The organism is Maricaulis sp. B-26 (assembly GCF_056857855.1).
This window is the reverse complement of sequence record NZ_JBSXNX010000013.1, coordinates 34,194-48,156: the sequence shown is the minus strand read 5'-3', so window position 1 is coordinate 48,156 and position 13,963 is coordinate 34,194. Positions and strand designations below refer to the sequence as shown.

The 13,963-nt window shown below is 65.7% G+C and carries 12 protein-coding genes; 10 read left to right on the top strand and 2 right to left on the bottom strand.

The genetic code is table 11. The features are described 5' to 3' along the window. Positions 1-70 precede the first annotated feature (70 nt). Both AC13HB_RS02440 and AC13HB_RS02435 read right to left on the bottom strand, forming a co-directional pair. Positions 71-742 (bottom strand): TorF family putative porin, encoded by a 672-nt coding sequence (locus AC13HB_RS02440; protein WP_482948129.1) that lies wholly within the window; start codon positions 740-742, stop codon positions 71-73. 236 nt (positions 743-978) lie between these two features. After that, positions 979-2,343, bottom strand: a complete 1,365-nt coding sequence (locus AC13HB_RS02435) for an ammonium transporter family protein (protein ID WP_482948128.1) — start codon at positions 2,341-2,343, stop codon at positions 979-981. Between the two features lie 934 nt (positions 2,344-3,277). Between AC13HB_RS02435 and AC13HB_RS02430 the strand changes: the two genes are divergently transcribed. The 10 genes from AC13HB_RS02430 (at position 3,278) to leuB (ending at position 13,952) form a co-directional block, all read left to right on the top strand. Next, on the top strand, positions 3,278-3,433 hold the full coding sequence (locus tag AC13HB_RS02430) for a hypothetical protein (RefSeq protein WP_482948127.1): 156 nt from the start codon (positions 3,278-3,280) through the stop codon (positions 3,431-3,433). 81 nt (positions 3,434-3,514) lie between these two features. Beyond that, positions 3,515-5,245 (top strand): dihydroxy-acid dehydratase, encoded by a 1,731-nt coding sequence (locus AC13HB_RS02425; RefSeq protein ID WP_482948126.1) that lies wholly within the window; start codon positions 3,515-3,517, stop codon positions 5,243-5,245. A gap of 35 nt (positions 5,246-5,280) precedes the next feature. Further along, on the top strand, positions 5,281-6,273 hold the full coding sequence (ilvC, locus tag AC13HB_RS02420) for a ketol-acid reductoisomerase (protein WP_482948177.1): 993 nt from the start codon (positions 5,281-5,283) through the stop codon (positions 6,271-6,273). 27 nt (positions 6,274-6,300) lie between these two features. Continuing rightward, the gene (gene ilvG, locus AC13HB_RS02415) at positions 6,301-8,025 is read left to right on the top strand and encodes an acetolactate synthase 2 catalytic subunit (RefSeq protein WP_482948125.1); all 1,725 of its coding nucleotides are present in this window, start codon (positions 6,301-6,303) and stop codon (positions 8,023-8,025) included. A gap of 2 nt (positions 8,026-8,027) precedes the next feature. Continuing rightward, a complete protein-coding gene (locus AC13HB_RS02410; RefSeq protein WP_482948124.1) occupies positions 8,028-8,324 on the top strand; it encodes an ACT domain-containing protein in 297 nt (98 codons plus the stop codon). Next, entirely contained in the window at positions 8,306-9,895 is a 1,590-nt protein-coding gene (locus AC13HB_RS02405; protein WP_482948123.1) for a 2-isopropylmalate synthase, read from the top strand. The genes AC13HB_RS02410 and AC13HB_RS02405 overlap by 19 nt, the downstream gene beginning before the upstream one ends. Positions 9,896-9,910: 15 nt before the next feature. Further along, positions 9,911-10,867, top strand: a complete 957-nt coding sequence (locus AC13HB_RS02400; RefSeq protein ID WP_482948122.1) for a branched-chain amino acid transaminase — start codon at positions 9,911-9,913, stop codon at positions 10,865-10,867. Next, positions 10,857-12,311 (top strand): 3-isopropylmalate dehydratase large subunit, encoded by a 1,455-nt coding sequence (gene leuC / locus AC13HB_RS02395; protein ID WP_482948121.1) that lies wholly within the window; start codon positions 10,857-10,859, stop codon positions 12,309-12,311. Before AC13HB_RS02400 ends, leuC begins: the two co-directional genes overlap by 11 nt. Next, positions 12,304-12,891: a 3-isopropylmalate dehydratase small subunit gene (gene leuD, locus AC13HB_RS02390; protein ID WP_482948120.1), complete on the top strand. Its 588-nt coding sequence runs from the start codon at positions 12,304-12,306 to the stop codon at positions 12,889-12,891. The genes leuC and leuD overlap by 8 nt, the downstream gene beginning before the upstream one ends. Continuing rightward, positions 12,888-13,952, top strand: a complete 1,065-nt coding sequence (leuB, locus tag AC13HB_RS02385) for a 3-isopropylmalate dehydrogenase (protein WP_482948119.1) — start codon at positions 12,888-12,890, stop codon at positions 13,950-13,952. The genes leuD and leuB overlap by 4 nt, the downstream gene beginning before the upstream one ends. The last annotated feature ends 11 nt before the right edge of the window (positions 13,953-13,963 follow it).

The window sequence follows — 13,963 nt, the reverse complement described above, 5'->3', positions numbered from 1 at the left end:
CAGACGGGCCCGGCTCTTGGCCGGGCCCGTTGCACATGCGCACAACTCACGCTGCTTCCCGGAGGGAAGGCTAGCCGCCGAAAGACTGGGAGATGGAGAACACGAACGCGTCTCCGAAGAAGTCGGACGTGTCGTGATAGCGAAGATCCCACCCCACCCCGACAAATTCGCCGGAGAGGCCCAGTTGCCAATCCTCGTAATCGGCACCGGGCAGATCGTCGAACACACTCGCGCCGATGCGGGCATCGGCTGTGATCCCCTCGACGAGTTCGATGCCGAGACCGGTTTCCAGATACCAGGCCGGACCCGTGCCGAGATAGAAATCGTCCGAATAGGACAGTTTCGCGTCCCAGCTGACGGCCTCGAAGCTGCGGCCCACGCCGCCATAGATTTCCAGGAAGTCCTGGCTTTCGCCGAAATATTCCGGGCTGTCGGGATAGGCGTAATAGATCAGGCCGACATCCCAGTCGAAGCCTCCTGCCGCGAAGGCGTAGCCGCCGTAGAGGTCGAGCTCCATCGTGGTGCCGTCGCTGAAATCGACACTCGACCCCCAGACGCCGGCATAGAAGCCGTCCTCGGTGGCGACGTCGAACCCGCCGGAAATCGCCGGACCGTCATCGGTCTGGGTGATCCCGCGGAAGACGTAATTGGTGGAGAGCGTGACATTTCCCTCAACCTGGGCCGCCACCGGGGCACTCACCCCGGCGAAGGCAAGCGCAAGCGCCGCTAGTTTCAACTTCATGACTTACTCCTTTGTGTTCGGGGCTGGCTTGACCAGCCGGCGTCCAGTCCGGCGCGATTTGAGTCCCCCTCGCTCGCGTCGGATTACCGGTTCTGGTCGCAGGGACGCCCGGGGCGCCGGCCTCGATCGGTGGCACCGGACGGAAGACGAAGTCCGGGATGTGTCTGTGTCGGCCCCGGGCGCTCCGGTCCCGCCGGACCTGCCGGGAGGCAGGCCGGGCGAGACCGTCATGCCCGCTACTCGGCCGGGGCCGGGGCCTTTCCCGGGTGGGACGCGAAGATGGATCCGGCCGCGTGTCCGAGTTCGGACAAGTCGCCGCCGACATTCTCGGCGTCCGGCGAAAGGCGTATCCCCAGGGTGATTTTAAGGATCAGCCAGACCGCGAAGCTGGTTCCGAAGACGAAGGCCCCGATCGCGCCGACTCCGACCGCCTGGCCGAAGACGCTGGCATCCGCATTGGTGAGCGGCACGGCCATGGTGCCCCAGATGCCCGCAAAGAGGTGGACCGGGATCGCGCCCACCACGTCATCGATACGCACCGCTTCGAGGAATTTGGCCCCGAAGGTCGCGATGACCGCCCCGACCGATCCGATCAGGATCGCTTCTGTAATGGTCGGCGTCAGGGGTTCCGCGGTGATGGAAACGAGACCGGCGAGCGCGCCGTTGAGGCAATAGGCGAGATTGGCCTTGCCGCCACCCAGGATCAGGGAGAGCACATAGGCGGTCACAACGCCGGCAGCCGCAGCCATATTGGTGTTCGCGAAGATCTGCGAGATCGCGACCGCGTCCGGGGCAGAGCCCATGGCCAGCTGGGAGGCGCCGTTGAAACCGAACCATCCGAACCAGAGAATGAAGGTGCCGAGCGTTGCCAGCGGCAAGGAAGACGGCTGCATCGGGGTTGCGTTCTTGCCGAAACGCCCGGTCCGCGCACCGATCAGAATTGCGCCGGCGAGTGCCGCCCAGCCGCCCGTGGAATGCACGAGCGTGGAGCCGGCGAAATCCGAGAAGCCGAACTGGCTGTCGAGCCAGCCCCCGCCCCATTCCCAGGAGCCCTGGACCGGATAGATCACCGCCGTCAGAACCACCACGAAGAGGAAAAATGACCCGAGCTTGACGCGCTCGGCGACTGTTCCGGACACGATCGAAGCTGCCGTCGCGACGAAGACCATCTGGAAGAACCAGTCAGAGGCCGCCGCATAGCCGGTGCCGAGGTCGATCGTCTCGTCGCTTGCGACTTCGGACGGGGCCCAGATTTCCGGAATGCCGAACCACGGAGTTTGGCCGCCATACATCACCTGATAGCCGACGAAATAGAACATCAGTCCGGCGAGGGAGTAGAGGGCGATATTCTTCAGGCAGATCGCCGCCGCATGCTTGGTCCGCACGAAGCCGACCTCCAGCATGGCGAAGCCGGCCGCCATCAGCATCACGAGAAAGCCGCCAATCAGGAAGAGCAGCGTATTGAGGATGAAGGCGGTCTCTTCGCTCACCTCCGCCGCAGCCGGCCCAGAGAGAAGGACGGAAGCCATGACGGCGACCGCCGCCCCGCCTGCCCAGCGTCGCACCATGGGCGCGTCGGTTAGAATTTTTTTGCCAATCATTGGGGTCCCCCCGTTTCCGGCAACCAACACCTTGCTCCGGCCGTTCGCGCCGAAGCCGTGACCGCCCTTGCGGCGGCCTGATTTCTGGTCGGAAGGAATGATCTGTCGCGAGCGCACGGATTTCCGATGAACCGGTTCCGTTGTCTGTCATTGCCTGTCCGCACGGCCATATGGCTCGTGGCGGATCCTTGCTGACGCGCTCTGCAGCCGGCCGCCTGTTCGCGGCTCTTAACTGTCGGTGAGCCTAGGCACGACTTTGCTGCGACGCAACATTTTTCTTTCTATGGGGATTATTCAGGATTTTTTGCGGCGAAAATCTTAGTAACGTCGCTCAATCACAATTTTATTGCGAATCATGGAAAAGAGCTGGCGGCTTGCGCCGCCAGCAGTTCAATCCACAGAGTCGCGACATGATCGGATGCCGCACGTGTATTTTGCTGCAACAGCACATTTTTGGGTCAACACTGAAATCGAATTTTCTTGCGCCAATTCAGCGATTGCCCGAATCCGGGCAGCTCTGCCTCAGGGTCGCGCACATCCAGCCGTGCAGAAAATCGAAGAAGCCGATGCAAACCGTTCACGCCGAGCTCAGCCCGCAAGTACAATACACACATATGTATTTACGCCCTGTGTCCGGGAGAACACACAAGCCCGACCGGCAAACGACCCAACCCAGGAATCGTACGCGCTCACCGATTAGTTTTTACCGCGACTTTCCAACACTTATAGCGCACGCAACATTCTTGCCTTCAAGGCTCAATGCGTCTCCATTTTCGGAATTTCTACCCACTCAGACAGACTTAACCGAAGGCGAAAACATGCGCGCCGGACGCTCAAGGAACCACAGCATGCAGAAATTTTGCATTACCGGGGTTGCAATTCGCAAAAGCGGGCGTCACGCTGCAGCGCAATAGGAATTCAGGAACCGACAATCATGTCGATCAAAGCGCTCACCTTGCCGGCACAACCGGCCGCCATCCTCCAGGATGTGCGGGTGGCGGACATCGTCCGCGTCTCTGCGCTCGTCCTCCTTACCGTCCTCGTACTTATTATCTCGCCCATAACGGGAGCGGCCACCGCGCCTGCCTGACACCTAGACACCAGGCAGACACGAAAAACCCCGCTCCCGACCGGAGCGGGGTTTTTCGTGTTGGCCGACCGGAAAGCCAACATGACCGACCGACCGACCAAATCTTCCGACGCAATCACCTTCGGAGCCGCCCGCGCCCCGGCCCGCGCCATGCTGCGCGCGACGGGAATGGACGATGCGGACTTCGACAAGCCGATGATCGGCGTCATCAACACCTGGACGACGGTGACGCCGTGCAACATGCACCTGGCCGATCTGGCCGAGCCGGCCCGCGAAGCCGTGCGCGATGCCGGCGGTGTGCCGGTCGACTTCAACACGATCGTGGTCTCCGACGGCATCTCCATGGGCACGGACGGTATGCGCGCCTCGCTGATCAGCCGCGAGGTGATCGCCGATTCCATCGAACTGGCCGTCCGCGGCCACAGCCTGGACGGGGTCATCATCCTGGTCGGCTGCGACAAGACCATCCCGGCCGCCGCCATGGCGCTGGCGCGCATGGATGTGCCGGGCTGCATCCTCTATGGCGGCACCATCATGCCGGGCCGCCTGGGCGAGAAGGATCTGACCGTCCAGGACGTGTTCGAGGCTGTCGGCGCGCATGCCGCAGGCACGCTGGACGACGAAGGGCTCAAGGCGGTCGAAAAGGCGGCCTGCCCCGGCGCCGGTGCCTGCGGCGGCCAGTTCACGGCCAATACGATGGCCATGATCCTCTCCATCATGGGGCTCTCCCCCATGGGTGCCAACGACATCCCGGCCCCGCACCCGGACAAGCCGGCGGCCGCGGCACGCTGCGGACGGATGGCGGTCGAGCTGGCCAAGGCCGGAACGAAGCCGCGCCAATTCATTACCGAGACCTCCCTGAGCAATGCCGCCATCGCGGCATCGGCCTCGGGCGGCTCGACCAATGCCATCCTGCATGTCGCCGCCATCGCTGCCGAAGCGGGCGTGCCCTTTGCGATCGACACCTTCGATGCCGTGTCCGGCGATGCGCCGGTCATCCTGGACATCAAGCCGGGCGGCCGGTTCATGGCCCACCACATGTTCATCGCCGGCGGCACACGCCTGTTCGGTCAGCGCCTGATCGAGGCCGGCCTGCTGGCGGACACGCCGACCGTGACCGGCGAGAGCCTGCATGCGGAATGCGCCTCGGCCGAGGAAAGCCCGAACCAGCGCGTCATCCATTCCGTCGCCAACCCGGTCAAGCCGGATGGCGGCTTCCGGATACTCTACGGCGATATCGCACCGGACGGCTCGGTGCTGAAACTGTCCGGCCATTCGCGCACCGAATTCACCGGCCCGGCCCGCGTCTTCGAGAGCGAGGAAGCGGCCTTCGCGGCCATCGAGCGCAACCGGATCAAGGCGGGAGATGTCGTCGTCATCCGCAATGAAGGCCCCAGGGGCGGACCCGGCATGCGCGAAATGCTGGGCGTCACCGCGGCCCTGGTCGGCCAGGGCCTGAGCGAGGACGTCGCCCTGATCACGGACGGCCGCTTCTCCGGCGCCTCCAAGGGGTTCGTGATCGGCCATGTCAGCCCGGAGGCCGCCGCCGGCGGTCCGATCGGACTGATCGAGGACGGCGACATGATCACGATCGACGTGGCCGGCCGCCGCATCGACGCCGATGCCGATCTGGACGCCCGCCGCAGTCATGCCATGCCGCTGACCCGTCAGAGCTCCGGCGTCTTCGCCAAATACGCCGCCTTGGTCTCGTCCGCCTCCCAGGGTGCCACCACGATTCCGCAGCCGGCCCGCCCGGCTGCGTCCCGCCAACCGCATGCCATCCCGACTTCCAAGCAGGAGATTTCCGCATGAGTGCGTCAGCCTCAAACCCGACCGCCTCGCGCCGCATGGCGTTCGAGGTCGACACGACCGAGTTCAAGCAACAGACCGTGGCCATCATCGGCTATGGCAGCCAGGGCCGGGCTCACGCCCTGAACCTCAAGGATTCCGGTTGCGACGTCATCATCGGCGCCCGCCCCGGCGGGGCCAGCGACAAGAAGGCCCAGGCCGACGGTTTCAGAACCGCCAGCCCGGCCGAGGCCGCGAAGGCCGCGAAACTGGTCGCCATCCTGACCCCGGACATGACGCATGAAGCCGTCTACAACGAGGATGTCGCCCCCAATCTGGACGATGGCGATGCCGTCCTCTTCGCGCACGGCTTTTCGGTCCATTTCGGCCGCGTCGCCCCGCGTGCGGAAATCGACGTCATCCTGGTCGCCCCGAAAGGACCGGGCGATCTCGTCCGCCGCGAATATGCCCGCGGCCGTGGCGTGCCCTGCCTGTTCGCCATCCAGCAGGACGCGACCGGCAAAGCACGCGAGCAGGCGCTGGGCTATACAGCCTGCATCGGCGGCGCCACGGCCGGCGTCATCGAGACCTCCTTCGCGGAAGAAACGGAAACCGACCTGTTCGGCGAGCAGGCGGTCCTGTGCGGCGGCGCGACCGAGCTGGTCCTGGCCGGCTACGAGACGCTGACCGAGGCCGGCTACCAGCCCGAAGTCGCCTATTTCGAATGCCTGCACGAGCTCAAGCTGATCGTCGACCTGCTCTATGAGGGCGGGCTCGAGAAGATGCACGAATTCATCTCCGAGACCGCGATCTACGGCGATTTGCGGTCCGGACCGCGCGTCATCAATGACGAGACCAAGGCGCGCATGCGCGAGGTCCTGACCGACATCCAGGACGGCACTTTCGCGCGCGACTGGATCACCGAGAACCAGGCCGGCAAGCCACAATACAACGCCCTGCTGCGCAAGGATTTGAGCCACCCGATCGAGAAGACCGGCGCGGCCCTGCGCTCTGAAATGCCCTGGCTGCAGCCGGGCGCGAACGCCCAGTAACCGGACAGGACGAGAGAAGGACAGATCATGACGGCCCTGCCCGCCACACAGCCCGACACGCAAGCCCCCGCGCCCGCTCCGGCGCCGCAGGCCCAGCCGCGCAATACCGGCGCGCACTGGGTCGTGCGGACCCTGGAAGCGCTGGGCGTCGAGCGGGTCTTCGGCTATCCGGGCGGGGCCATCATGCCGGTCTACGACGCACTGCCGGATTCCTCCCTGCAGCACATTCTGGTCCGCCACGAGCAGGCGGCAGCCTTCGCCGCAGACGCCCAGGCGCGGCTGACCGGACGGGCTGGGATCTGTCTAGCGACGTCCGGACCGGGGGCCACCAATCTGCTGACCGGCATCGCCAATGCCTTCATGGATAGTGTCCCCATGATCATCCTGACCGGCCAGGTGCCGTCGGGTCTGATGGGCACGGACGCCTTCCAGGAAGTCGACGTGTTCGGCATGTCCATGCCCGTCGTCAAACACTCCATGATCATCCGCGATGCGACGCGCATCCCGGACATGATCTGCGAAGCCTTCGAGATCGCCGAGAGCGGGCGCCCCGGCCCGGTCCTGATCGATCTGCCGAAGGATGTCCTACAAGCCGAGGTCTACCCCACCTTACCCCCAGAGCCTCGGCCTGCAGCAGGGTCGTCGCCGGCGGACGCCGCCGATATCGCCGCCGCGACGGCCCTGCTGACCCAATCCGAACGCCCCGTCCTCTACATCGGTGGCGGTGTCGCCCTGGGCCATGCGGTCGGATCCCTCCGCGACTTCATGGCCCGGACCGGCATACCGGCGGTGGCGACGCTGAAAGGGCTGGGCGCCGCCCATCCCGACGCGCAGAATTTCCTGGGCATGCTGGGCATGCACGGCACGCGCGCGGCCAATGAAGCGGTCCAGAACAGCGACCTGCTGATCTGCTGCGGCGCCCGTTTCGACGATCGCGCCACAGGCCGGCTGGACAGTTTCGCCTCGGGCGCCCGCATCATCCACATGGATGCGGACGGCGCCGAGATCGGCAAGCTGCGCGCCGCCGATGTCGGTCTGCACGGCGATCTGGCCAATGCGCTGGCACGTCTGGACCCCGGTTATCTGGCGATCGCCCCCTGGCGCGAGACCTGCCGTGCGCGCAGGGACACGCACGCCTTCCGTTACGACGCGCCGGGCTCGGGCGTGTTCGCGCCAGCCCTGCTGAAAGGCCTGTCCGAAGCGGCGGGCGACGACTTCATCGCCGCCTGCGATGTCGGCCAGCACCAGATGTGGGTGGCCCAGCATTGCCGCTTCGCATCGCCCGAAGCGCATCTAACCTCCGCCGGTCTGGGCGCCATGGGCTATGGCCTTCCTGCCGGCATCGGTGCGGCGCTGGAACGGCCCGATAGCAAGGTCGTCACCATTTCCGGCGACGGCTCGATCATGATGAATATCCAGGAATTGGCGACCGCGCGTCGCTATTGCGTTCCGATCCGGATCCTGCTGCTGGACAACGGCTCCCTGGGTCTGGTCCGGCAGTGGCAGGAATATTTCTTCGACCAGAATTTCTCCGAGATCGATCTCTACGACAATCCGGACTTTGCCGAGGTGGCCCGCGCCTTCGGCATCGAAGCCTTCACCGTTCACAGCCGTGACGAGGTTCCCGCCGCGATCGACCGCCTGCTGGCGGCGCGCGGCCCGATCCTGGCGCACGTGCTGATCGACCCCCGCGAAAACGTCTGGCCGCTGGTGCCGCCAGGCGCATCCAATGCCGACATGATGGAGGACTGATCATGACCCACACGCTCCGTATCGAACTCGACGAGCGCGAAGGCGCGCTGATGCGGCTAATCGGCCTTGTCGAGCGCCGCGGCTTCACCATCGACATGCTCGAAAAGTCCGAGCCGCGCGACGGTCAGTCCTCGATCTCCATGACGCTGGCCGCCCGCGACGGCGCCCGCCGCATGGATGTTCTGGTGCGCCAGATCGCGCGCCTGTTCGACGTCCGCGCCGTCTTCACCCCGGAAATCGCAATCCAGACCGCACACGCCGGCCATCGATGGAGACAGGCATGTCCGCAAGCAAACTGACCGCCGTTCCGACGCCGCAGCCGGACCGGCTGCGCATTTTCGACACCACGCTGCGCGACGGCGAACAGGCCCCGGGCTTTTCCATGTCGCCGGCGGAAAAAATGGAGATGGCGCGCCTGCTCGAAAAGCTGCGGGTCGACACGATCGAGGCCGGCTTCGCCGCGGCCTCGCCCGGCGATGCCGATGCGGTCCGCATGATCGCCTCGGAAATCAGCGGCCCCACCATCTGCTCGCTGGCCCGCGCCAATCCCGGCGATATCGACGCCGCGATCCGGGCGCTGGAACCGGCCCGACGCAGCCGCTGCCATATCTTCATCGCCACCAGCCCGATCCACCGCGAAGCCAAGCTGCGCATGTCGCGCCGCGAAGTCCTGGCGCAGATCGAGACATGCCTCGAACACGCCCGTGGCCATTTCGACGAGATCGAGTTTTCCGCCGAGGACGCCCTGCGGACCGAACCGGAATTCCTGGTCGAGGCGATGAGCTGTGCGGCCAGTTTCGGTGCCGACGTGCTGAATGTGCCGGACACGGTCGGCTATAGCGAGCCGGACGAGATCTATCACGTGTTCAAAAATCTGGTCGAAAAGGTCGAGCGCCCGGAACACGTCATCTTCTCGGCGCACTGCCACAACGATCTCGGCCTGGCCGTCGCCAACTCCCTCGCGGCAGTCAAGGCCGGTGCCCGCCAGGTCGAGTGCGCAATCAACGGGATCGGCGAGCGCGCAGGCAATTGCTCGCTGGAAGAGGTCGTCATGGCCCTGCAGGTCCGGGCGGACATCTTCCCGGCCATCTCCCATGTCGAAACCACCGAGATCTGGCCCGCAAGCCAGCGCCTCTCGCGCATTACCGGCGCAGCGATAGCGCCGAACAAGGCAGTCGTGGGCAAGAACGCCTTCGCGCACGAGGCGGGCATTCACCAGCACGGTATGATCGCCGACCGGCGCACCTATGAGATCATGACGCCGGAAAGCGTCGGCGCACCCGGATCGGCCCTCGTCCTGGGCAAGCATTCGGGCAAGCACGCTCTGAACCAGCGGCTCGCTGCGCTGGGCTATCAGCCGGCTCCCGACCAGCTGGGCCAGGTCTTCGCCGACTTCAAGATTCTCGCCGACCAGCACGGGGAGGTGAATGATGCCGACCTGGTCGCGCTGATGGAAGGGTTCTCCCCCAGCGGATCGCGCTGGACGGTGCTGCGCACCGAGCTGCGCACCACAGCCGGCCGTGTCCCGAAGCAATATGCGCGCGTGGAGATGGAACATCCCGACCGCGGCCGCGTCTCGGACATCGCGTCAGGCGACGGGCCGATGGCCGCGGCGTTCGCGGCGGTCCAGCGCATCACCGGCACCGATGCCGACGTTCTGTCGCTGGAAACGCGACTGCGCTCGCATACGGCCGGACGCGAATTCGTCGCCGATATCGAGATCGATCTCGAAGGCCGGCGCTTCACCGGGCGTGCCCGCGGTCCCGATATCGTGACCGCGGCGGTCGACGCCCTCCTCTTCACCCTCGATCGCGGCGAGGCCTATGGCCGAACCGGGAATTTCACCCAGCAATCGGCACAGGCCGTCTGATCAGGACCAAGTAAAATGGCTATCCAGGAAACCGACTTCATCTGGCGCAATGGCGAACTCATCGACTGGCACGAGGCCCAGACGCACGTGCTCAGCCATGCGCTGCACTATGGCAGCTCCGTCTTCGAGGGCATCCGCTGCTACAACACGCCCACGGGACCGCAGATTTTCCGGCTGAAGGAGCATGTCCGCCGCCTGTTCGACAGCGCGCGCGTCTATCACATGCCCATTCCTCACAGCGAGGAAGAGATCGCCGATGCCTGCCGCATGGTGATCCGGGCCAACCAGCTCAAGGACGCCTATATCCGCCCGGTCGCCTTCTTCGGCTATGGCGGCATCGGCGTCCTGCCGGGCAAGGACACGCCCACCGATATCGCCATCGCCGCCTTCCCCTGGGGCGCCTATCTGGGCGAGGACGCGCTGGCCAAGGGCGTGGACTGCTGCATCTCCAGCTGGAGCCGGCCGGCGCCCAATACCATCCCGACCGGCGCCAAGGCGGGCGGCAATTACCTGTCCTCCATGCTGATCAGCCGGGAGGCGCATGATCGCGGCTTCGACGAAGGCATCGGCCTGGACGTCAACGGCATGGTGTCCGAAGGCGCTGGCGAGAACATCTTCGTCATCCATGACGGCATCATCCGCACGCCGCCCAGCTCTGCCTCGATCCTGACGGGCCTGACCCGCGACGCGGTGATCAAGCTGGCCGAAGCGGAAGGCTATGACGTGCGCGAGCAGACCCTTTCACGCGAGAGCCTCTATATCGCCGACGAGATCTTCTTCACCGGCACAGCCGCCGAGATCACTCCGGTGCGCTCGGTCGACGGACATGTCGTGCGCTGCGGCGGACGCGGTCCGGTCGCCGAGAAGATGCAGGAGCGCTTCTTCGGCCTGTTCTCCGGCGAGACGCCGGATCGTCACGGCTGGCTGACCCCGGCGACCTGCACACATACGGAGGTCCAGCATGTCGCCTGACGCGGATCGCCCCGCTATTCCCCGCACGCATTCTGGGCCCCGATCCCTGTTCGAGAAGGTCTGGGACGCGCATCAGGTCAGTCCGGAGACGGCGGAGACTCCCGCCGTGCTCTATGTCGACCTGCACCTGGTGCACGAAGTCACCTCGCCCCAGGCCTTCTCGGTGCTCGCCGAGCGTGGCCTGCCGGTCCGACGCCCGGACCGGACGCTGGCGACGATCGACCATTCCACGCCGACGCTCCCCTTCAAGCCGGGCGAGGTGCCACCCTATGCAACGCCCGCGGCGCGCGACCAGGTCGAGACCCTGCAATCCAATGCGAAAGCCCACGGCATCACCTTGCACGACTGGTCGAGCGCCCATCGCGGCGTCGTGCATGTGATCGGGCCGGAACTGGGCGCGACCCAGCCCGGCATGACGATCGTCTGCGGCGACAGTCACACCGCCACGCATGGCGCATTCGGGGCTCTGGCCTTCGGCATCGGCACCACCGAGGTCGGCCATGTCCTGGCCACGCAATGTCTGCTCCAGCGCAAGCCCAGATCCATGCGCATCACGGTCGACGGCGATATTCGCCCGGGCGTCTCGGCCAAGGACATCATCCTCGCCATCATCGCCGAGATCGGTGTGGACGGCGGCACGGGCTGCATCATCGAATACGCCGGCAGCGCAATCGAGGCGCTCGACATGGAAGGCCGCATGACGGTCTGCAACATGTCGATCGAGGCCGGGGCCCGAGCCGGCATGATCGCACCGGACGAAACGACCTTCGCCTGGTTGAAGGGCCGCGAACGCGCACCTCAAGGCGCCGACTGGGACGCGGCCGTCAAAGCCTGGTCGCAGCTGAAGAGCGATCCCGGCGCGAATTTCGACACCGAGGTCTTCATCGATGCGGAGACCATCCGTCCCATGGTGACCTGGGGTACGGCGCCCGATACCGGCATCGCCATCAACCAGCCCATTCCCGAGGCCCGCTCGGCGTCTCACCGGAAGGCGCTCGACTATATGCATTTCACCGCCGGCAAGCCGGTGGCGGGTGAAAAGGTCGATCAGGTTTTCATCGGCTCCTGCACCAATTCGCGCATAACCGATCTGCGCGAGGCGGCCGCCCTCATGAGCGGACGCCGCGTGGCGCCCGGCGTTCGTGCCCTCATCGTGCCCGGCTCCATCGCCGTGCGCGACCAAGCCGAAGCGGAAGGGCTCGACACGATCTTCAAGGCGGCCGGCGCGGAGTGGCGCCAGCCGGGCTGTTCCATGTGCATCGCCATGAATGGCGACAAGGGCGCGCCGGGCGAGCTGATCGTCTCCACGTCCAACCGCAATTTCGAGGGCCGGCAGGGCCCCGGTGCCCGCACCGTGCTGGCCAGCCCGGCGACCGCAGCCGCCGCAGCGATCGCCGGTCACGTCATCGACCCCGCAAGCCTGATGGAGCCCGCCCATGCCTGAGGCTCATGACGATTTTCGCCGGTTCACGAGCCGCACCTTCGTGCTCGACCAGGAAGACATCGATACCGACCAGATCATCCCGGCGCGTTTCCTGACCACGACCACGCGCCAGGGGCTGGGCAAGCACGCTTTCCATGACTGGCGTCACGATAGCGAAGGCAATCCTTTGCCCGACATCTCGCTCAATTCGGTCGATACGACGCAGAACCGGGTTCTCGTCGCCGGACGCAATTTCGGCTGCGGATCCTCGCGCGAACATGCGCCCTGGGCGCTTCACGATTTCGGTTTCCGCGCCGTCATCTCCTCCGAGATCGCCGACATCTTCCGCTCGAACGCAGCCAAGAACGGACTGCTCCCCATCGTCGCCCCGGAAGAAAGCCATCGCTGGTTGCTGGAACACCCCGGGGTGGAGGTGAAAATCGACCTCGACCGCCAGCATGTCGATCTGGGCAATGGCCCGTCCTTCGACTTCGACATCGAGCCCTTCGCGCGGCACTGCCTGCTGGAGGGCACGGATCCGCTCGGCTTTTTGATGGGCCAGAGCGACGCCATCGACGCTTACGAGAAAGACCACGCATGACCGCCTATACGATCGCCCTCCTGCCCGGCGACGGGATCGGCCCGGAAATCACCCGCGTCGCCCGCGCCGTCATCGACCATGTCGCGGCGCTGGAAGGCTTTGCCGTACGCTTCACCGAGCATGATTTTGGTGGCGCCTCCATCGACTGCTGCGGCGAGCCGCTGAGCGACGATACGCTCGCCGCTTGCCGGGCGGCCGACGCCGTTTTCCTCGGCGCGGTCGGCGGACCCAAATGGGATAACGCGCCGTCGCGTCCGGAGGCGGGACTTCTCGCCCTCCGCAAGGCGCTGGGCGTCTATGCCAATCTCCGCCCGGCTGCCGTGCATCCGGCGCTGGCAGACAAATCGCCGCTCCGCGCGGACCTCGTCGCGGGCGCCGACATGATGATCGTGCGGGAACTCACGGGCGGCATCTATTTCGGCGAACGCCGGCGCACCACCGACATCGCCAGCGACAGCTGCACCTACAGCCGCGCCGAGATAGAGCGCGTGGCCCGCATCGCTTTCGACCAGGCGCGGATGCGCCGGGGCAAGCTGACCTCGGTCGACAAGGCGAATGTGCTGGAAACCAGCCGGCTCTGGCGCGAAACCGTCACCGAGCTGGGCGAACGGGACTTTCCCGATATCGCGCTCGAGCACATGTATGTCGACGCGGCCGCCATGCACATGCTGCGAGCGCCGGGCGATTTCGACGTGGTGGTCACGGAGAACATGTTCGGCGACATTCTCTCGGACGAAGCCTCCATGCTGCCCGGATCGATCGGACTTCTGGGGTCGGCCTCGCTCGGCGATCAGCGCCCCGGCCTGTTCGAGCCGATTCACGGCTCGGCGCCGGATATCGCCGGGCAGGACAAGGCCAATCCCTTCGGCGCGATAGAGGCGGCCGCCCAATTGCTGGAAAGCCTCGACGAGATCGGGGCCGCCGACCGGATACGCGCCGCGGTCGACGCCATGCACCGCGCCGGCGAATGGACCGGCGATCTCGGCGGCTCGCTCACCTGCTCCGGCGCCGGCGTGAAACTCGTCGAACACCTGGAAAGAAAGGCGGTGGCGGCGGAATAGCACCGCCCGCC

Coding starts and splice junctions, on each gene's coding strand:
- leuC (WP_482948121.1), top strand. CDS start 10,857: ATGTCGCCTGACGCGGATCGCCCCGCTATTCCCCGCACGCATTCTGGG.
- ilvC (WP_482948177.1), top strand. CDS start 5,281: ATGGCGTTCGAGGTCGACACGACCGAGTTCAAGCAACAGACCGTGGCC.
- AC13HB_RS02425 (WP_482948126.1), top strand. CDS start 3,515: ATGACCGACCGACCGACCAAATCTTCCGACGCAATCACCTTCGGAGCC.
- AC13HB_RS02430 (WP_482948127.1), top strand. CDS start 3,278: ATGTCGATCAAAGCGCTCACCTTGCCGGCACAACCGGCCGCCATCCTC.
- ilvG (WP_482948125.1), top strand. CDS start 6,301: ATGACGGCCCTGCCCGCCACACAGCCCGACACGCAAGCCCCCGCGCCC.
- leuB (WP_482948119.1), top strand. CDS start 12,888: ATGACCGCCTATACGATCGCCCTCCTGCCCGGCGACGGGATCGGCCCG.
- AC13HB_RS02400 (WP_482948122.1), top strand. CDS start 9,911: ATGGCTATCCAGGAAACCGACTTCATCTGGCGCAATGGCGAACTCATC.
- AC13HB_RS02435 (WP_482948128.1), bottom strand. CDS start 2,343: ATGATTGGCAAAAAAATTCTAACCGACGCGCCCATGGTGCGACGCTGG.
- AC13HB_RS02440 (WP_482948129.1), bottom strand. CDS start 742: ATGAAGTTGAAACTAGCGGCGCTTGCGCTTGCCTTCGCCGGGGTGAGT.
- leuD (WP_482948120.1), top strand. CDS start 12,304: ATGCCTGAGGCTCATGACGATTTTCGCCGGTTCACGAGCCGCACCTTC.
- AC13HB_RS02410 (WP_482948124.1), top strand. CDS start 8,028: ATGACCCACACGCTCCGTATCGAACTCGACGAGCGCGAAGGCGCGCTG.
- AC13HB_RS02405 (WP_482948123.1), top strand. CDS start 8,306: ATGTCCGCAAGCAAACTGACCGCCGTTCCGACGCCGCAGCCGGACCGG.